Source organism: Kitasatospora sp. NPDC114501 (genome assembly GCF_055633695.1).
On the sequence record NZ_JBVKDS010000027.1, the window covers coordinates 56,445 to 75,152 of the forward strand.

Consider the following 18,708-nt stretch of genomic DNA (forward strand, 5'->3'; position numbering starts at 1 on the left):
CCCCGGGAGGCAACTCCCGGGGGGATTTCGCGTTTTGCGGGTCCCGGTGGGTCCGGAGGGTCGGGGCGGGCTCTTCCGTGAGGAGGGTCACACCGCCCTGTGGGGTGGCCCTCGCTTCGCCGGCGGGCGCCCGCGCGCGGGGGCCCCGGCGGTGCGCAGGTGCTCGACCGTCAGCGTGCGGGGTCGCGAGGAGGCCTGGGCGGCGCACGGGCGGCCTCGGCGGTCCGCGTGTGCCCGGCGGGCCCTCCACGCGCCCGTCGGGGGCCTCCAGGGCCCGCCCGGGCCCCGCGGGTCCTCGGTGCGGGGTCTGACGCGGTTTCGGCCCGCGACCGGCTTCCGCCCCCGGCCTTTGCCGTTCTCCGGGAATCGGATGGTCCGGAATATGCGCGGAAGCCCATTGTTTCCCGTCAGGTCAATCCCCGGACCGTCGCGTGGGAATTCGCGCGGAACCCGCGGCCGGGGCGAATTCCGCTTTCGGGCGGCAGGTCCGAGTCGGGGCCTTGGCGGTGTTTCGTGTCGAATGCCGCGGGCTGGGCGGATGCGGCCGGGAGCGGGGCTTCCGGACAGCGCCGCGCCGGCGGTCGCCCGCGGTGCGCGTTCCAGGGGAACGACCCGTCCCCTGGCGCCCGTTCGGCCGCAGTGGGCGCGTGTGCTGCGGCTGCGGGGAATGGCCGCCGCCGGAGGAATCGCGCGGGCGGGCGGTGTGATGCCGGATTCCTACCGGATTCCGGTGATCGGGGAGGCCTCGGGCCCGAATCCGGATACCCCGGGAGCCGCCGTCCGAGGGTGTGGACGGTTATGCTCGGGCGGCCTTGGGGTTCCGTTCTTCGGTGAGGGGGGGATGTGCCTGCCGGGTCTCCGGTCCATTTGTCGGCGGCGGCCATGGGCAGGACGTGTTTCCCGGGTCGGGTGCCGGGACGTGGCCTGGAGTCAGGGCGGAAGGAAACAGGGGGAGAGCAGTGCGTGGTGTCGACGATGTGGCGCAGGCGGACCGGAAGCTGTACGGGCTGATCTACCGCAATCCCGTCTGGTCGCTGGACGAGGTGGCGGTGGAGGCCGGGTGTTCGGTCGGGGAGGCGGAGGAGGCGTGCGAGCGGCTCAGTGCCAGCGGGTTGCTGGCCCCGTCGCCCGGTGCGCCGTGCGGCTTCGTCACCGTGGATCCGGAGGCGGCGCTGTCCCGGCTGTTCTCGGCGGAGGAACGGCTGGTCACCGCGCACCTCCAGCACGTCGCCAGGATCCGTACGGCCATCTCCTCCGTGGTGCACGGCTTCCCGGACCTGCGGGACGAGCGCCGGGAGGCGGTGGAGGTCGAGAAGCTGGCGACGCCGGCGCTGGTCAACGCCTTCCTGGACGACGCCGGGAGCATGGTCCGCTCGCGGCTGCGCGCGATGCACCCCGGCGGGCCGCCGCCCGAGGAGCTGATCGACGACATGCTGCTCCGGGACAAGGAGATGGAGGGCCGGGGCATCGTCGTGGAGGGGCTGTACCAGCGGCGTACCGCGGCGGTCCCGTACATGGCGGCGTACCTGGCGGACGCGGCCCGGCCGGGCAAGGGGGTCCGCGTCGCCGAGTACCTGCCGCTGCGCATGATCCTCTTCGACGACGAGCTCGCCGTGCTGCCGATCAACCCGGAGGACAGCAGCCAGGGGGCGTTCGCGATCCACGGGAAGGAGCTCGTCGCCTCGCTGCACGCGTTCTACGACTACTGCTGGCACAACGCCACGCCGGTGCAGCACGCGCCGGTGCCGCACGCGTCGGAGCGGCAGGCCGTCGCGCTGGACGGCCAGGAGCTCGTGGTGGTCCGGCTGCTCGCGGACGGGGTCAAGGACGAGGCGATAGCCCGTCAGCTCGGCATCTCGCCACGCACCTTCAGCAGAATCGTTTCAGCGCTGCTCGACAGACTTGGCGTGAAAACGCGCTTCCAGGCCGCCATGCGGATCGCGGAGCTGGGGATGCTGGACTGACGCGACCGGCGAAGGGGGAGGGGCGGGCCACTGCGGTGGCCCGCCCCTTCTGCGTTCCGGAGCGGGTGATTCATCATGGTTCGCCCCTGTTCGCACCCCCGTTCGTCTCGGATCGTGAGACAAACCGGGTGGGTGGCAAAGCTCCGTCATGACGGGTTGCTGCCGCTCCGATTCGTTGATCCACGTCGGCCCGTCCCACAGGATTGGTGGTGCGAGTTCGGACAGGGGCCGGCGGATCGAACGCCGGGAACCGACTCGCTCTCGAATTCCTGACAAACCGTACGGGGGATACCCATGTCTGCACGTGCCCGTCTGTGTACCGCCGCCGTCCTCGCCCTCACCGTCGCCGGGGTGACGACGGCCACCGCCACGGCCACCGTCCAGCCCGGGACGGGCCCGAGCGTCACGGCCGCCGAGGCCGCCACGGGCCAGCCCGCCACGGCGCAGACGGGCGGCAGCACCACCCCGCCCAACGAGAACGGCTGGTGGTAGCGCGCACGGTCCTCCCACCCGCGCGAATCCCACCGTTTCCCGAGGAGCTGAGGAGCCCGAGATGGATCTGATCGACAGCGCGCCACCGGTCTCCGTGGCGCGGTTCGCCCCCGGCCGCGGACGGGCCGCGGTCCTGGACCGCACCCGCACCATCGAGGTCGCCGTCATCGGCATCGGTTACGCCGGACTGCCGCTCGCCGTGGCCGCGGCGGAGGCCGGACACCGCACCAGGGGACTGGACCTCAACGACTTCCTGGTGGCCCAGGTCAACATCGGCAGCCCGCCGGTGGACACCGTGACCGGGGAACAACTCGCCACCGTCTCCGGCCTGCTGGACGCGACCACCGACCCGGCGTACCTGAGCGAGTGCTCGGTGATCGCCGTCTGCGTGCCCACCCCGGTGGACGCCCACGGGGTGCCCGACCTCGGGCCGCTGCTCTCCGCGACCCGCACGGTCCGCGACCACCTCCGGCCGGGCCAGCTGGTGATCATCGAGTCGACCACCTACCCCGGCACCACCGAAGGGGTGATCCGCGAGACCCTGGAGGAGTCGGGTCTCGTGGCGGGCGAGGACTTCCACCTGGCCTTCTCCCCGGAGCGCGTCGACCCGGGCAACCAGCGGTTCGGCTTCCACAACACCCCGAAGGTCGTCGGAGGGCTCACGGCCGAGTGCCGCTCGCGGGCGGCCGGCTTCTACCGCGAGCTGACCGAGCAGGTCCACGTGACCCGCTCCCCCCGTGAGGCCGAGGCCGCGAAGATCCTGGAGAACACCTACCGCCAGGTCAACCTCGCCCTGATCAACGAGTTCGCGCAGATCTGCCACCGGCTCGGCGTCGACGTCTGGGACACCATCGACGCGGCCGCCACCAAGCCCTTCGGGTTCACCCCCTTCCGCCCCGGCGTCGGGGTCGGCGGCCACTGCATCCCCGTCGACCCGCTCTACCTCGTGCACCGCGCCGCCCAGGAGGGGCTGCCCTTCCGCATGGCCGAACAGGCCCAGCGGATCAACGACTCGATGCCGGTCTGGGTCGCCTCCCGCGCCCGGGACCTGCTGGCGCGCCACGGGATCGCCGTACGCGGCGCCCGGGTGCTGCTGCTCGGCGTCACCTACAAGCCCGACGTCGCGGACATCCGCCACTCGCCCGCCGAGCCATTGGCCGCCGAACTGCTCGGCGCCGGAGCGGACGTCGTCTTCCACGACCCGTACGTCGACGCCTTCCGGGCCCGCGGCCGCGAGCTGCGCCCCAGCCGGGACCTGCCGGCCGACCTGGCGACCGCGGACCTCACCGTCATGGTGCAGCGCCACCGCGCCTACCGGGACGAACTGCTCGCCGGGGCCAGGCTGCTCCTCGACCCCAGCGGGCCCGCCGCCACCACCGGGACCACCCCCTCATGACCGTGCAACGACCCGCTGACAGGCCCCCGACCATGACCACCACGCCCACCGGAGTGCCGGGGCTCATCCGGACCCGCGTCCTCGCCGACCCGGCCGCCACCGCGCTGCGGACCCCGGACACCACCGTCAGCTACGCCGAACTGTGGCAGCGGGCGGAAGGCCGCGCCGACGAGCTGCGGGCGCACGGGGTGCGCCCCGGGGACGTCGTCGCCGTCCGGCTGCCCTCCGGCCCCGGTGCGATCGTCGCCATGCTCGGGGCCTGGCTCGCCGGCGCCGCGTTCCTGCCGGTCGACACCGCCACCCCGCCGGAGCGCCGCGACCACCTGCTCCGGCACTCCCGGGCCGTCGCCCTGATCGACGGCACGGGCGTCACCGGGCTGAGCCCGGAGCGCGCCGAGCCCCTCGCGCAGGCCGACCCCGCGTACGTCATCTACACCTCCGGCTCGACCGGCACGCCCAAGGGCGTCCTGGTCGGGCACCCGGCCCTGGCCGGCCACGTCGACGCGGTCGTCGACCTGCTGGGGCTGACGGAGGCCGACACCGTCCTGCAGTTCGCGAGCATCGGGTTCGACGTCGCCCAGGAGGAGATCTGGCCCACCCTCGCCGCCGGCGGCACCCTCGCCTTCCACGGCGGCGGCGTCCCGGACTCCGGGGCGCTCGCGGACCTCCTCCGCACGCTCGCCGTGACGGTCCTCCAACTCCCCACGGCGTACTGGCGGATGCTCTGCGCCGAGCTGGACGGCGTCGACCGGCCCGGCTTCGCGGGGGTGCGGACGACCGTCATCGGCGGCGAGAGCGCGACCGCGGCCGACGCCCGGGCCCACCGGCGCACCCCGCTCGGGCACACCGTGCTGGTCAACGGGTACGGGCCCACCGAGACCGTGATCACCGCGACCGCCCTGCTCCTGCCCCCGGACGCGGAGCTCGCCGAGGCCGGTGGCCTGCCGATCGGCCGCCCGGTCGGCGACCGGCGCCTGCACGTCCTGGACGACCGGCGGCAGCCCGTCACCCCCGGCGAGCCCGGCGAGCTGTGGATCGGCGGCCCGCTGCTGGCCGCCGGCTACCTCCACGACCCCCGGCGCACCGCGGAGCGCTTCCTGCCGGACCCCTTCGAGGGCCCGGCCGCCCGGATGTACCGCACCGGTGACCTGGTGCGCCGCGACCCGGACGGGAACCTCGACTTCCTCGGCCGCATCGACAACCAGGTCAAGATCCGCGGCCACCGCGTCGAACTGGACGAGGTGGACCGGCACCTGCTCGACCTGCCGGGCATCACCTCGGCGGTCTCCTTCACCCTGGACGACGGCACCGGAGGCCACCTGCTGGCCGCCGCGATCACCCCGGCCCCGGATGGCCCCGGCCCCGAGGCCGTCCGGGAACGCCTGCGCGCCCGGGTGCCCGGCTACCTGGTGCCGGGCCGGATCGCCGTCCTCGACCGGCTGCCGCTGACCACCTCGGGAAAGATCGACCGCCGGGCCGCGGCCGCGGCCGCCACGGCCCGGTTCACCGCCCCCCAGGAGACGGCCGGACCGGGCGGCACGCCCCTGGAGGAGACCGTCCGGCTGCTGCGCACGCTGTTGCAGGCCCCCGCGCTCGGACCGGACGACGACTTCCTCGCCCACGGCGGCGACTCGCTGATGGCGATGCGGGTCTGCGCGCGGATGCGCTCGCGCGGGCTCGCCCTCCAGCCCGCGGACCTGCTGGCCGGACGCACCGCGCGCCGCGCCGTCGACCGTGCCGGGCGGCGCGGCGCGCCGCTCCCGCCGGTCGAGGAGGAGCCGCCCGGCCCGCTCGACCTGCTGCCCGCCCAGCGGCGCTGGCTCCACGACGGCCGGTGGGTCGAGCCGGACCATTTCTGCCTCAACGCCCTGTTCACCGTCGACCCGAGCCCGGACGCCGACCGCCTCACCGCCGTCGCCGCCGAACTGCTGCGCCGCCACCCGGCCCTGCGCACCGCGCTGAACCCGGACGGCACCGCCGTGCTCACCGCGCCGGACCCCGCGCGCGTGGTCGAGCGCGTCGACCTGCGGGAGGTGCCCGCCGACGGGCGCCGCGCACGGCTGGAGTCCGCCCTGGCCTCGGCACAGACCTCGATGTCCCTGGCCGACGGCCGGGTGTTCCGGCTGCTGCACGTCGACGTCGGCGACGGAACCGCCCGGCTGCTGCTGACCGTGCACCACTTCGTCCTGGACGGCGTCTCCATGGGCCTGCTGGTCGACGACCTGGAGGCGCTGCTCGCCGGCACCTCCCCGGAGCCGGCCACGGCCGGCCCCCGCGCGATCGGCACGGCGCTGCGCTCCTGGCTGGACAGCCCCGAGGCCCGGCAGGACGCCGCGGCCTGGACGGCCGGCACCGGCGGATTCGCCGCGCTGACGCCGGACTCGGACGGCCCCGGCCCGCTCCCGAGCCTGCGCGTCCACCGGTTCCGCCTCGGCCCCGAGGCGACCCGGCTGGTCACCCACGCACTGCCCGAGGAGGGCATCGCCCCGCACGACTTCACGCTCGGCTGCCTGGTCGGCGGGCTCGCCCGGTGGACCGGGGAACCGGTCCACGGCGTGGACGTGTACGCGCACAGCCGGGACGTCCCGGTCGGGAACCTGGACCTGTCCCGCACGGTCGGCTACGTGCAGAGCACCTTCCCGGCGGTGCTGCGGTGGTCCGGCGGCGGCCCGGCCGCGCTGCGCACCGCGCTGGCCGCGCTGGCCGACCTGCCGCCGCGGCGCCACGGCTTCGACGCGCTGCGCTTCGGCTCGCCCGTACCGCAGGAGCGCGACGCGCTGAACGCCCGCCCGCGGCCGTCCGTGCGGCTGAACTTCCGCGGCCACCTGCTGCGGCTGGAGCAGCGCGCCCCCGGCGCCGTGCTGCGGCCGGCGGACGAGGACCACGGCGCCCAGCGGTCCCCGCGCCAGTGCGAGCGCTACCTGCTGATGGTCGAGGGCGACATCGTCGGCGGCGAGCTGGAGGTGAGCCTGAAGTACTCGACCGGGCACTGGCGTCCGGACCGGATCGAAGGGCTGGCCGCGGAGATCGAACGGGCCATGACCGAGGTCCTGGCGGAGTGCGGCGCCCGTCCGGAGCCGGCCGGAGGTGCCCGGTGAACCCGACCGGCGCCCCGTTCGTCCCCGGTGTCGCGGCGGAGCACCAGCCGGCGACCGGCAGCGCCCCGGGCACGCCCCTGGCGCTGTACTTCCACCACGTCCACCCGGACGTCCGGCACTACACCGCCCTGACGCCACGGGAGTTCGCCGAGGGCATGGAACGGGTGCTGACCGGGTTCGACCCGTACCGGCCGGACGACCTGCTCGCCCCGTCCGGTCCCGTCCGGCCCGACCGGCCGACGGTGCTGGTGACCTTCGACGACGGGTACCGGGACAACCTCGTCCACGCCCGCCCGATCCTGCGCGAACTCGGCGTGCGCGCCGTCTTCTTCGTCTGCACCGGCCTGCTCGGGCAACGTGGCGGGCGGCCCCGGGAGGACTACCTCACCTGGGACGAGTGCGACCGGCTGGCCGACGACGGCCACCTGATCGCGGCGCACACCCGCACCCACCCGCACCTCGACCGGCTGCCGCCGGAGCAGGCGCAGGACGAGGTGCGCGCGTCCCTGGCGGACATCGCCGCCCGGTACGGGCCGGGCCCCGCCCGGCTCTTCGCCTACCCCTACGGCGGCATCCCGGCCGAACCCGGCCTGCCCGGTGACGTCCTGGCCTTCGGCACGGTGCGCTCGCCCGCCGAGCCGTGGCACGCGGCGCCACAGGCGATCCGGCGCACCTACCTGCCGTCCGGAGCGACCGGCACGTGGGACGGGCTGGTCCGCCACTGGCGCGCCCAGTGGCGGCCCGCAGGGGCGGCGGCCCGTCCCGCCGACCGCGACGACCTTCGAGGAGAACGACCGTGACCGATTCGACCACCGGCTCCAGCACGGAGCCGACCGGCTCCACCGGCTGGGGCAGCCGGCTGACCAAGGCCATGCCGGCCACCCGGGAGTCCCGGATCATCGCCGTGAACGCGCTGGTCGGCTCGGTCGGCACCGGTATGTTCCTGGCCGGCTCCGCGCTCTACTTCACCAGGTTCGCCGGGCTGACCGAGACCCAGCTCGGCGTCGGCATGGCCCTGGCCGGCGTCGTCGGCCTGCTGACCGCCGTCCCGATGGGCCGGCTTGCCGACCGGTTCGGCCCGCGCGCCATGCTGATGATCGTCTGCCTCTGGCGGTTCGTCGGCTACCTCGCCTACCTGAACGTCCACGGCTTCGGCCAGTTCGTGGTGACGGCCTGCCTGCTGTTCGTGATGGACCGGGCCGGCCAGCCGCTCAACCAGGCACTGGTCGGCCAGCTGATCGTCGGCGCCGAGCGCAACCGCACCATGGGCTTCATCCGGGCGCTGCGCAACCTCGGCTTCACCGTCGGCTTCTCGATCGCCGGCGTCGCGCTGACCACCGACTCGGTGACCCTGTTCCGCTGGCTGTTCATCGGCAACGCGATCAGCTTCCTGTTCGTGTTCACCCTGATCGGCATGCTCCCCAAGGTCCGGCCGGTCGCCAAGGGCGGGGACGGCGACGAGCCCGCGGTCGCGGTCGTCCCGCCGATCCGGGACTGGCGGTTCGTGGCCGCGACCGCGTCGAACGGCGTGCTGTTCCTGCACGACGCCATCCTGATCACGGTGCTGCCGCTGTGGGTCGCCGAGCACACCAGGTCCCCGATCTGGATGATCACGGTGCTGGTCACCACCAACACGGTGATCACGGTGCTCTTCCAGGTGCGGGTGACCAAGCACATCGACGACATGGCCAGCGCCCGGCGGGCCACCAACCGGTCCGCGGCGCTGCTGACGGCCTCCTGCCTCGCCTTCGCCCTCAGCGGTGCCGTCGGCCTGCCGGCCGGAGCCGCCGCCGCCCTCGTCGCCGCGCTGCTGCTGCTGACCGTCGCCGAACTGCTGCACTCGGCCTCCTCCTGGGAGATCTCCTTCGCGATGTCGCCGGAGGCCGCCCAGGGCCGCTACCTCTCCTTCTTCAACGTCGGCTTCTCGATGGCGGAGATCGCCGGACCGGCCGTCGTCCTGTGGCTGCTCTCCCGGACCGGTCCGGCCGGCTGGCTGATCCTGGCCGCCACCTTCCCGCTCGCCGCCGCCCTGAGCTGGGTGGGCACCCGCCCCCGGCCGGAGCAGCCGGTGGACGAGACCGCGCCGGTGCCCGCGGCCGCCGGCTCCTGACCCACCCCGTACGGAGGAACCCATGTCCGACACCCCGAACCCGATGCACCTGCTGATCGTCAGCGGCGGCCGCGACCTGCCCGACCGGGCCCGCGCCGCGATGCCGGGCCTGCGCACCACCGTCATCTGCCGGCCCGAGGTCGTGCCCCGGCTGCGCAGCCGGGAGAAGATCGAGCGGCTGATCGTGCTGCGGGAGGACGCCCCGGTGGACGAGTGGGTGGCCGCCGCCCGCTTCGTGCACGCGGCCGACCCGGTCGACCGGCTCACCAACTTCACCGAGAAGGACACCGAGAAGACCGCGGCGATCGCGGTGGCGCTCGGCCTGGACTGGCACAGCGCCGAGACCGTCCGGGCCGTCGCGGACAAGTGCGCCATGCGCCGGGCCCTCGCCGACGCCGGGGTCGGCGACGTCCTCGCGGAGACCGTGCACGACGCCCGGGGCATCCTCGAGGTCGCCGAGAAGGTCGGCTACCCGTTGATCTGCAAGCCCGTGCGCGGTGTCGCCAGCAAGGGCGTGACAAGGATCGACGGCCCCGGCGACATCGAGCGCGCCCTCGCCTGGGGCGCCGAGGGGGCCGGTGACCTCGACTCCGCCGAGCTGCTGGTGGAGCCCTTCCTCAGCGGCGACGAGTACAGCGTGGAGAGCGTCAGCGAGGACGGCGAGCACCTGGTCGTCGGCATCACCCGCAAGATCTCCGAGCACGACCACTTCGTCGAGGTCGGACACGTCGTCCCGGCCCCGCTGCCCGCCGCCGACCAGGAGCGGATCGCCGCCGCCGTCCGGGACATGCTGCGCGCGCTGGGCGTGCGGCGCGGGGTCACCCACACGGAGGTGCTGGTGGCCGCCGACGCGGTGAACATCGTCGAGACCCACCTGCGCCCGGCCGGCGACGAGATCCCCGAGCTGTGGGCCCGGATCTCCGGGGTGGACCTGATCGAGGTGGTCGCCCGCCAGGCCGTCGGCCTGCCGGTGCTGGACGACGTCCGGGCCGCGCTCGCGGCCGACCGGGAGGGGCCGCGCGCCGCCGCCATCTGGTACGCCTGCCCGGACGCCGTCGGCGAGATCGTCGAGATCGCCGGCGAGGACGAGGCCCGCGCCGTGGAGGGCGTGGTCGACGTCGAGGTCCTGCGCGAGCCGGGCAAGCGGCTCAAGGGCGTCACCGGCTCCTTCGCCCGGGCCGCGCACGTCTGCGCGGTGGGCGGGACCCAGGAGGAGGCCCTGAAGCGGGCCCAGGACGGCGTTCGCAAGCTCTCCTTCACCGTGCGCAGCGACGGCATGGCCGCGCGGCACGAGGCGCTCACCGCCACGACCGACTGACCAGGACCGACCCGACGGTCCGGCAACCCATCAGAGACAGACGAGGACACACCATGAGCAACGAGAACCTTCCCGAGTTCGCCTTCGGCGGCCTGCACCACGTCCAGCTGGCGATCCCGCCCGGCGCCGAGGACCTGTGCCGGCGGTTCTGGGGCGACGTCATGGGGATGACCGAGCTGGAGAAGCCCCCGGTGCTGGCCGCGCGCGGCGGCTGCTGGTTCCGCGGTGGCGGCCTGGAGGTCCACCTCGGCGTCGAGCAGGACTTCGGCCCGGCCCGCAAGGCGCACCCCGGCATCCTCGTCCGCGACCTGCGGGCCCTCGCCAAGCGGCTGGAGGAGTGCGACCACGAGGTGACCTGGGACGACAACTTCCCCGGCCACGACCGCTTCTACGCCTTCGACAAGCTCGGCAACCGGCTGGAGTTCCTCGAGCCGAAGAACGCGTCCTGACCAGCCCGTCCGTGCCTGTTCGAGGAGTCGCAATGACCGAAGCGGTGGGCCGCGTGCCCGTACTGCGCGTGGCGGACCTGATCGTGGCCGAGGGGCCCGAGGGCTCCGAGCGCATCCTGGTCCCGGGGCTGAGCGTGACCGTCGCCGCCGGTGAGATCGTCGCGGTCCTCGCCGACGACCCGGCGTCGGCGACGGCCCTGGTCGACGTCTTCGCCGGGGCGCGCCGCGCCCAGTACGGCGAGATCGCGGTCGGTGCCGGCCGGCCGCGCCGGGTCGCCCCGGCCCGGCCCGCGGGCGTGGCCGTGGTGCGGCCCGGGCAGCCCGGGCCGGCCGGCCGGATCCCGGCGGTGACGGTCGTGGACGCGACCGGCGTGCGGTCGGATGCCGACGCCGGCCCGGCCGCGGAGGCGGCCCGGACCGCCGCCCGGCGCGGCAGCGCGGTGCTGCTGGTCACCGCCGAGGCCGGGGCCGCCGAGGCGGCCGACCGGGTGGTGCACCCGAACCGGCCGCCGCGCCCGGAGCCCGTCGCCGAGCCGGCGGTCCGGTTCGGGACCGAGGCCCTGACCGAGGCCGCGATCGGCTCCCTGACGGCTGCCGGCGTCGGCGCCGACCGGGCCGCCCTGGTGGCCCGGGTCCTGGTCGACGCGGACGTGCGGGGCCACTTCTCGCACGGTGTCGGGCTGCTCCCGATGTACCTGGACCGGCTGGGCAAGGGCGGCATCGACCCCGCCGCCGAGCCCGAGTGGATCTCCCAGGACGGCCCCGTCGCCGTGCTCGACGCCCGCGGGGGCTTCGGCCAGGTGGCCGCCGAACTCGCCGCCGCCGACTGTGCCCGCCGGGCGGCCGAGAACGGGATGGCCGCGGTCGCCGTCCGCGGCAACAACCACATCGGCATGCTGGCCGCCTACCGCGAGCACTTCGTGCGGCACGGCGTGGTCGGCCTGGTGCTGAACATCTCGGGGCCCAGCGTCGCCGCCCCCGGTGCCGGGCGCCCCACCCTGGGCAACGACGCCGTGTGCATGGTCGTCCCCCGGAGCGGACAGCGGCCGCTCGTCGTGGACTTCGCCACCGGCACCGTCGCCAGCGGCAAGGTCCGGCACGCCGCGCACCGCGGCGAGCCCGTCCCGGCGACCTGGCTGGTCGACCGCCGGGGCAGGCCCACCACCGATCCGGAGGAACTGGACCGCGGCGGAGCCGTACCCGTCTTCGGCGGTCACAAGGGGCTCGGCGTGGCCGTGATCACCGAGGTGCTGGCCGGCATCCTGGCCGGCGGCACGGTCAGCCCGCTGGTGCACAAGCAGCGGGCCGAGCCGGAGCGGTCGATGGACTGCTCGCAGCTGTTCCTGGCGCTGTCCCCGGAGGCCTTCGGCAACCCGCCGGTGGACGAACTGCTCGGGGTGCTGTCGTCGGCGATCACCGCCGGCTACCCCCAGGGCGCGCCCGCCGTCCACCTGCCCGAACAGCAGGAGGAACGGGCCGAGGCCAGGGCCCGCGAACACGGCGTGCCGGTGCCCGCGGCGGTCGTCGAACAGCTCGGCTGGACGGCCGACCGCGCCCTCGCCACGGCGGGTGACGCGCGATGAGCCTCGGAGTGGGAATCGTCGGCTTCGGCGTGGCCGGCCGTCAGCACGCCGCGGCCCTGGACGGACTGGCGGAGGCGCACGCCGTCGCCGTGCTGGACCAGGACCCGTCGGCGGACACCGGCACGCTGGACCGGGCGCGGTCCTGGCCGGGCATGCTCGCCGACCCGCGGATCGGCCTGGTGGCGCTGTGCGTCCCGCCGGGCGGCCGCGCGCAGCTCGCGCTGGAGGCGCTGGCGGCGGGCAAGGCGGTGCTCCTGGAGAAGCCGCCGACGGTGTCGGTCGAGGAGCTCGACGTGCTGACCCGGGCCGCGGCCCGGGCCGGTCGGCCCATCGGGGTGATGCTCCAGCACCGGATGCGGCTGCCCGACGTCGCCCTCGCCACCAGCTGGGCGGACCCGGCGGTGACGGCCGTCCTGGAGGTCTCGCGGTTCCGGCCGCCGGCCCACTACCGGCGGGCCGGCTGGCGCAGCGACCCGGCCTCCGCGTTCGGCGGCATCGCCGCGCACCTGGGCGTGCACTACCTCGACCTGGCCTGCCAGCTGATGGGGCGCCCGGAGGCCGTCCGGCTGGCCCCCGCCCGGGAGGTGACGCCGGGCATCGACACCCGGGCGACCGGACTGGTCGAGTTCCACACCGGGGCCACCCTCGCCTTCACGATCACCGCGGAGTCGGCCCTGCGCACCGAGCGGCTACAGGTGCTGGGCCCCGACCGCGGCCTGTGCATCGCCGACGGCACGGTGAGCACCCAGATCGGCGGGGACGAGCAGACCTGGCCGACCGAGCCGACCGCCGCGCTGCGCCGCGAGGTCTACCGGGAGATGGCCGAGGCCGCGGCGACCGGCGAGCGGCCGCGCCGCTGCCACCTGGACGGGGCCCGCGGGGTCACCGAGATCCTGGCGGCGGTCGCCCGGCAGCCGGTGGTGACGGCATGACGACCATGGTCGGCCTCTCCTCGGGCTCGGCGGCCGGACTCGGCGCCACGGAGCTGGCGCGGCTCGTCCGCTCGCTGGGCGGCACCGCGGTCGACGTCCGGGCGGGCAAGGGCCACGGCTGGCAGCGGGAGGGGCTGGCCGGGCTCCGGGCGGCGGGCGTCGAGGTGTGCTTCGTCGGCGTGGGGACGGTCCTCGGTGACGGCGCCGCCCTGACCGGGGAGGAGCGGGGGTTCCTGGAGCCGGGCGTGCCGGTGAAGGTGTTCGCGGCGGCCGGCTGCCTGGCCGCCGACCGGATCGGGACGACGCTCGCCCAGGTGCGCGAACTCTCCGAGCTGGTGGGCGGCCCGGAGCTGGTCCTGGTGGAGACCCACCACGGCTACGCCTCGGTGCCGGAGCTGGTCGAGCTGGTCGAGCGGGCGGGCAGCCGGGTGCTGCTCGACACGATGGGCCTGGCCCGGATCCACCCCGATCCGGTGGCCGCGGCCGCGACGCTCGCCCCCTGGACCTCCTACGCGCAGGTCAAGGGATTCGACTGGAGCGCCCCCGGCACCTCGCGGCACCGGCCGCTCGCGGCCTCGTGCGCCGCCGAGACCCGCGCGGTGCTCACCGCCGCCGGAGCGGTGCGCGCGGTCACCGTGGAGTCCAAGGCCGAGGCCTCGCTCGCCGAGGACGTCGCGCTGATCCGGAGCTGGTACCCGACCGACACGGCCCCCGAGGCGGGGGCGGAGGCCCTCTCATGAAACTCGCCGTCATCAACGACGAACTGTCCCAGGACATCCACGCGGCCGCGGCGCAGGCCGCCCGGCTCGGCTTCGGCGGCCTGGAGATCAGGTCCGCCGGCGAGGTGCCGCCGCACCTGATGGACGACGCGCGGCTGGGCGCCGTGCGGGACGCCGTGGCCGCCCACGGACTGGAGGTCGTCGGCTTCGACCCGCCCGCGCTGAAGTGCGCGCTGCCGCGGACCGACGCCGGGATCGCGCAGGTGCGGGAGCTGGTCGTGGACTCGGTCCGGCGGGCCGAGCTGTTGGGTGCGCCGTTCGTCCGGATCTTCACCTTCTACCGCGAGGGGGACCCGGACCCGCGCGCCGCGGCCGCGGCCGCCCGCGAGGTGCTGGACGGGGTGCCGTTCGACCGCGTCCCGCTGATCGTGGAGACCGGCCAGCGCACCAACAGCCCCACCATGAGGCACACCCTGGAGTTCCTGGACGCGCTCGGCGACGACCGGCTCGGCATCCTCTGGGACCCGGGCAACAGCGTCTTCAGCGGCTGGGACCCGGCGCCGTTCCCGGACGACTACAAGGCCGGCCGGGAGCGCATCAGGCACGTCCACGTGAAGGACCCGGACGGGCGCAACGCCTACGTGCGCCTCGGCGACGGCGACCTGCCGTGGCCCGCGATCCTCGCCACGCTGGCCGAGGACGGCTACCAGGGCTGGCTCTCGCTGGAGACGCACTGGCGGATCGGGCGGGTGCTGACCCCGGAACAGCGCGACGAGCCCTGGGGCGAGTCGTTCACGGCCGGCGGCTTCGAGGCGAGCACGGAGTGCATGCGGCTGCTGCGGGAGATGGCGGCCGGGATCGAGCGGAAGCACGACACGACAGTGAGAGAGGTCCGGTAGTGAGGACGTCACCGGTGATCCTGCTGGGCGCCCAGCGCTGCGGCACCACGGCCCTGGCCTACGCCATGAACCTGGCGTTCCACGACGCCGGAGGCCACTTCACGGTCAACGGCAAGCTGCCGTACCTGCTCCACCGCTGGCTCGGCCAGGACGACCTGGCCGACCGCCACCTGCGGACGGACGAGATCCTGCACGCCCTCGACCGCCGCCCGCCGGACGGCGCGGGCGTAGCTGCCTGGCGCGCCCGGGTCGAGCGGAGCCTGCGGACGGCGGCCCGAGAGGTCGCCGAAGGAGAGGCCGGAACCGACCCGGTCGCGCTGGCCCGTCGCATCCTGCTGGAGAGCAACGAGGGCCTGCCGCACTGGGGCGACAAGTACAACGAGTACCTGCTGCACCTGCCCTGGATCGAGGAGGCGCTGCCCGACGCCCGGTACGTCATGCTGGTGCGCCACCCGCAGGAGGCCGCCCGCTCCATGCTGCGGTGGACCGGCGACCGGCCGTGGAAGCCGGAGAGCCAGGCCGCGGCGGTGGCCAAATGGACGTCATGGAACGCCCGTTGGCTCGCGTTCCAGCCGCAGGTGCCCGCCGGGCGCCGACTGGTGATCGACTACCAGGCCCTGTGCCGGGGCGAGGAGGGCGACCGGCTGTCCGAGTTCGTCGGGCTCGACCTCCACCGGTACCTGGCCGGCCTCAACCCGCGCACCCCGGCCGCGGCCGGCACCGCCGCGCTGCCGCAGGACACCGCCGCCGTGTGGCAGGCGCTGCAGGAGTCCGCCGCGGCCCCGGCCCCCGCCGCTCCCGCCGCTCCCGTACCGACCGTCCAGAGGTGACCGCCCCCGTGTCCGCAACCCGCATCCTCGTCCTCGGCGGCAAGGCCGGCATCGTCCGCAAGGCCGCCGCCCTCGGCTTCGCGGTGGTGCACGTCCAGAAGCCGTCGGCCTTCGACCCCGCGGTGCTGCCGCACTGCGCCCAACTGCTGCTCCTGGACTACCAGGACGTGCCGACCGTCACCGCCGTCGTCCGCGCCCTGCACGAACACCAGCCCGTCGCCCGGGTGTTCACCCAGACCGAGGCCGCCCAGGCGGTGGCCGGCCACCTCACCGACGCCCTGGCGCTGCCCGGCAACAGCGCCCGTACCACCCGACTCCTGCACGACAAGCCCGCCCTGCGGGCGCTGCTCAACGCGGAGGGCATCGGGCCCGTCCCGACGCTGACCAACCCGGGGCGGGAGGAACTGCGCGCGTTCGTCAGGACGCACGGCGCGGCGGTGCTCAAGCCGACCATGGGCTCGGGCAGCCTCGGTGTCCGCAAGATCGGGTCGGTGGACGAGGTGGACCTGGCCTGGGCCTGGCGCGAGGAGTTCGGCCTCGACGAGTTCATGGTCGAACAGCTGCTCCTCGGCGAGGAGTTGAGCGTGGAGACGTTCTCGGTCGACGGCTGCCACCGGGTGGTGGCCGTCACCGGCAAGGACACCGGCGGCGGGGTGGTGGAGCTCGGCCACGTCGTGCCCGCCGCGATCACCGAGGAGGAGTCGGCCGCCGTCCGGAGCCTGGTGACCGCCGTGCTCGACGCCGTCGGTCTGGTCGACGGCCCCGCCCACACCGAGCTGATCCTCACCGCCGACGGCCCCCGGGTCGTGGAGGCGCACAGCCGCCGCGGCGGGGACCGCATCAACGACCTCGTCCGACTGGTGCACGGGGTCGACCTGGAGGAGGCCGCCTACCGCCTCGCGGCCGACGCAGACCCGCTGCCCGGGGAGCACCCGGCCGAGGGCGCCGCGGCGATCCGCTTCCTGGTGGCCGAGCCCGGCGTCGTCACCGCGGTGACCGGGATCGAGGCGGCCGAGGCCGCCGAGGGCGTCACCCAGGTGGACGTCCAGGTGGACGTCGGCGACACCGTCCACGAGCTGCGCTGGTCGGAGGACCGCTGCGGCCACGTACTGGTGCGGGCCGCCGACGCGGCGACCGCCGAGCGGCTGGCCCGGCAGGCCGCCGGGCTCATCCGGATCGACACCGCGCCCGCCGCCGAGGACGACCGGGCCACCCTCGGCGACCTGCTCGCCGAGGTCGACGAGGTGCTCGACCCGTTCGCCGCCGCCGGTACGGCCTGAACCCGCACAGAACACCGCACGCAGAACACCGCACGAGTAGCACCGCACGAGTAGCACCGCACCAAGAACACAGGGGGAGCTCGGAGATGAGCAGCAACGCAACGCCGCGCAAGCGGGTCTCGGTCGTCGTCGCCACGCGCAACCGGCCGTCCGACATCCGGCACCTGCTGACCGCCGTCGCCGGCTGTGACACGGGGATCGTCCACGAGGTGATCCTCGTCGACGACGCCTCCGACCGGCCGCTGCGCGTCGACGAGGCGGAGCAGCCCTTCGCCGTCCGGCTGATCCGCAACCCGCGCCGGATCGGCGCCGCGGCCAGCCGCAACTTGGCCGCCGAGCAGGCGACCGGCGACGTCCTGGCCTTCCTGGACGACGACGCCCGGCCGCTGCCGGACTGGTTCCAGGTCCTCGACGCCGAGCTGACCGCCGAGCGGGCGGCGATCACCGGCCGGGTGCTGCCCTTCGACAGCGGAGTGGTGGCCCGGGCCCGGCAGTACCGCTACGAGGTTCGCTACGCGCAGCACGCCGCGGCCAGCGAGGTGACCTTCTTCGCCGGCGGCAACTCCGCCGTCTGGACCGAGCTGTTCCGGGCCGCCGAGGGCTTCCCCGACGTCGTCACGGCCAGCGACAACGGGCTCGTCGAACGGCTGGGGGAGACGGGCGGCCGGGTGCACTTCGTGCCCGCCCTGCGGGTGGCGCACCGCAACAGCAAGGGCGCCGCGATCGCCTTCCGCGAGGCCTGGCGGGCGGGCCGGCTGGCCCCGCGCAGCACGCCCGTCGCCGCGCTGAACCGGCTCACCGCGAGCGCCCGGATCCAGCCCTGGTCCGACGACCCGGCCGCGGCCGGCCTCAACCTGAGCCTCCAGGCGGCGAATTCGCTGGCCACCGCGCTCCCGGTGGGCTGAGCGATGACCACCGGCACTGTGGACGGCGCCCGGCAGGGGGCCACCGTCTGGCTCACCGGCCTGCCGAGCGCCGGCAAGACCACCATCGCGCACGAGCTGGCCGGCCGCCTCCGGGCGGCGGGCCGCCGGGTCGAGGTGCTCGACGGCGACGAGGTCCGCGGCTTCCTCTCGGCCGGCCTCGGCTTCTCCCGCGAGGACCGCCACACCAACGTCCAGCGGATCGGCTTCGTCGCCGAACTGCTGGCCGCGCACGGCGTGCTGGTGCTCGTCCCGGTGATCGCGCCCTACGCGGACAGCCGCGAGGCCGTGCGCGAGCGCCACCGGGCGAAGGGCACCGCCTACCTGGAGGTCCATGTCGCGGCCCCGGTGGAGGTCTGCTCGGCACGCGACGTGAAGGGCCTGTACGCCCGGCAGGCGGCGGGTGAACTCAGCGGCCTGACCGGCGTGGACGACCCGTACGAGGCGCCCCGGACACCGGACCTGCGGGTCGAGTCCCAGCACCAGAGCGCGCCCGAGTCCGCGTCCGCCGTGTACGCGCTGCTCGCCGAGAGGGGCCTGGCATGACCACCGTGACCGACAGTCCGGTCCGCACGGACGCCCGGACCCGGAGTCCAAGGGGTCCGTTCGCGTTGTCCCATCTGGACGCGTTGGAGGCGGAGTCGGTGCACATCTTCCGCGAGGTCGCGGGGGAGTTCGAACGCCCGGTGATCCTGTTCTCCGGCGGCAAGGACTC

At 74.9% G+C, this 18,708-nt stretch carries 16 protein-coding genes and 1 pseudogene; all 17 read left to right on the forward strand.

What is annotated here, in order from left to right; translation table 11 throughout:
- Positions 1 to 959: 959 nt before the first annotated feature.
- Positions 960 to 1,964, forward strand: coding sequence for a helix-turn-helix transcriptional regulator (locus ACZ7RU_RS35490; RefSeq protein WP_470345125.1), 1,005 nt, complete (start codon positions 960 to 962; stop codon positions 1,962 to 1,964).
- A 294-nt stretch (positions 1,965 to 2,258) separates the two neighbouring features.
- Positions 2,259 to 2,456: a hypothetical protein gene (locus tag ACZ7RU_RS35495; RefSeq protein ID WP_470345126.1), complete on the forward strand. Its 198-nt coding sequence runs from the start codon at positions 2,259 to 2,261 to the stop codon at positions 2,454 to 2,456.
- A gap of 61 nt (positions 2,457 to 2,517) precedes the next feature.
- Positions 2,518 to 3,852 (forward strand): nucleotide sugar dehydrogenase, encoded by a 1,335-nt coding sequence (locus tag ACZ7RU_RS35500; protein WP_470345127.1) that lies wholly within the window; start codon positions 2,518 to 2,520, stop codon positions 3,850 to 3,852.
- Between the two features lie 32 nt (positions 3,853 to 3,884).
- Positions 3,885 to 6,950, forward strand: coding sequence for an amino acid adenylation domain-containing protein (locus ACZ7RU_RS35505; RefSeq protein ID WP_470345128.1), 3,066 nt, complete (start codon positions 3,885 to 3,887; stop codon positions 6,948 to 6,950).
- On the forward strand, positions 6,947 to 7,750 hold the full coding sequence (locus tag ACZ7RU_RS35510) for a polysaccharide deacetylase family protein (protein WP_470345129.1): 804 nt from the start codon (positions 6,947 to 6,949) through the stop codon (positions 7,748 to 7,750). Before ACZ7RU_RS35505 ends, ACZ7RU_RS35510 begins: the two co-directional genes overlap by 4 nt.
- A complete protein-coding gene (locus tag ACZ7RU_RS35515; RefSeq protein ID WP_470345130.1) occupies positions 7,747 to 9,060 on the forward strand; it encodes an MFS transporter in 1,314 nt (437 codons plus the stop codon). Before ACZ7RU_RS35510 ends, ACZ7RU_RS35515 begins: the two co-directional genes overlap by 4 nt.
- A gap of 22 nt (positions 9,061 to 9,082) precedes the next feature.
- Complete coding sequence (locus tag ACZ7RU_RS35520; protein ID WP_470345131.1) at positions 9,083 to 10,378, forward strand: ATP-grasp domain-containing protein; 1,296 nt, start codon at positions 9,083 to 9,085, stop codon at positions 10,376 to 10,378.
- A 53-nt stretch (positions 10,379 to 10,431) separates the two neighbouring features.
- Positions 10,432 to 10,827, forward strand: coding sequence for a VOC family protein (locus ACZ7RU_RS35525; protein ID WP_470345132.1), 396 nt, complete (start codon positions 10,432 to 10,434; stop codon positions 10,825 to 10,827).
- Between the two features lie 32 nt (positions 10,828 to 10,859).
- A complete protein-coding gene (locus ACZ7RU_RS35530; RefSeq protein WP_470345133.1) occupies positions 10,860 to 12,410 on the forward strand; it encodes an Ldh family oxidoreductase in 1,551 nt (516 codons plus the stop codon).
- Entirely contained in the window at positions 12,407 to 13,342 is a 936-nt protein-coding gene (locus ACZ7RU_RS35535) for a Gfo/Idh/MocA family protein (protein WP_470345134.1), read from the forward strand. Before ACZ7RU_RS35530 ends, ACZ7RU_RS35535 begins: the two co-directional genes overlap by 4 nt.
- Positions 13,339 to 14,082, forward strand: coding sequence for a hypothetical protein (locus ACZ7RU_RS35540; protein ID WP_470345135.1), 744 nt, complete (start codon positions 13,339 to 13,341; stop codon positions 14,080 to 14,082). The genes ACZ7RU_RS35535 and ACZ7RU_RS35540 overlap by 4 nt, the downstream gene beginning before the upstream one ends.
- Positions 14,079 to 14,960, forward strand: a complete 882-nt coding sequence (locus tag ACZ7RU_RS35545) for a sugar phosphate isomerase/epimerase family protein (protein ID WP_470345136.1) — start codon at positions 14,079 to 14,081, stop codon at positions 14,958 to 14,960. The genes ACZ7RU_RS35540 and ACZ7RU_RS35545 overlap by 4 nt, the downstream gene beginning before the upstream one ends.
- A 14-nt stretch (positions 14,961 to 14,974) precedes the next feature.
- Positions 14,975 to 15,790, forward strand: coding sequence for a sulfotransferase family protein (locus ACZ7RU_RS35550; RefSeq protein WP_470345137.1), 816 nt, complete (start codon positions 14,975 to 14,977; stop codon positions 15,788 to 15,790).
- Positions 15,791 to 15,798: 8 nt separating this feature from the next.
- Entirely contained in the window at positions 15,799 to 17,070 is a 1,272-nt protein-coding gene (locus ACZ7RU_RS35555; RefSeq protein WP_470345138.1) for an ATP-grasp domain-containing protein, read from the forward strand.
- Positions 17,071 to 17,156: 86 nt separating this feature from the next.
- Positions 17,157 to 17,975, forward strand: a complete 819-nt coding sequence (locus ACZ7RU_RS35560) for a glycosyltransferase family 2 protein (protein ID WP_470345139.1) — start codon at positions 17,157 to 17,159, stop codon at positions 17,973 to 17,975.
- A 3-nt stretch (positions 17,976 to 17,978) separates the two neighbouring features.
- Complete coding sequence (gene cysC, locus ACZ7RU_RS35565) at positions 17,979 to 18,539, forward strand: adenylyl-sulfate kinase (protein ID WP_470345140.1); 561 nt, start codon at positions 17,979 to 17,981, stop codon at positions 18,537 to 18,539.
- Positions 18,536 to 18,708 (forward strand): annotated as a pseudogene (locus tag ACZ7RU_RS35570) (sulfate adenylyltransferase subunit CysD); the annotation flags it as partial. The gene cysC and the pseudogene ACZ7RU_RS35570, both read left to right, overlap by 4 nt.

Bases quoted from the DNA above. Each gene is read 5' to 3' on its own strand.
- ACZ7RU_RS35495 (WP_470345126.1), top strand. From the start codon at position 2,259: ATGTCTGCACGTGCCCGTCTGTGTACCGCCGCCGTCCTCGCCCTCACC.
- ACZ7RU_RS35500 (WP_470345127.1), top strand. From the start codon at position 2,518: ATGGATCTGATCGACAGCGCGCCACCGGTCTCCGTGGCGCGGTTCGCC.
- ACZ7RU_RS35505 (WP_470345128.1), top strand. From the start codon at position 3,885: ATGACCACCACGCCCACCGGAGTGCCGGGGCTCATCCGGACCCGCGTC.
- ACZ7RU_RS35520 (WP_470345131.1), top strand. From the start codon at position 9,083: ATGTCCGACACCCCGAACCCGATGCACCTGCTGATCGTCAGCGGCGGC.
- ACZ7RU_RS35525 (WP_470345132.1), top strand. From the start codon at position 10,432: ATGAGCAACGAGAACCTTCCCGAGTTCGCCTTCGGCGGCCTGCACCAC.
- ACZ7RU_RS35530 (WP_470345133.1), top strand. From the start codon at position 10,860: ATGACCGAAGCGGTGGGCCGCGTGCCCGTACTGCGCGTGGCGGACCTG.
- ACZ7RU_RS35535 (WP_470345134.1), top strand. From the start codon at position 12,407: ATGAGCCTCGGAGTGGGAATCGTCGGCTTCGGCGTGGCCGGCCGTCAG.
- ACZ7RU_RS35540 (WP_470345135.1), top strand. From the start codon at position 13,339: ATGACGACCATGGTCGGCCTCTCCTCGGGCTCGGCGGCCGGACTCGGC.
- ACZ7RU_RS35545 (WP_470345136.1), top strand. From the start codon at position 14,079: ATGAAACTCGCCGTCATCAACGACGAACTGTCCCAGGACATCCACGCG.
- ACZ7RU_RS35560 (WP_470345139.1), top strand. From the start codon at position 17,157: ATGAGCAGCAACGCAACGCCGCGCAAGCGGGTCTCGGTCGTCGTCGCC.
- cysC (WP_470345140.1), top strand. From the start codon at position 17,979: ATGACCACCGGCACTGTGGACGGCGCCCGGCAGGGGGCCACCGTCTGG.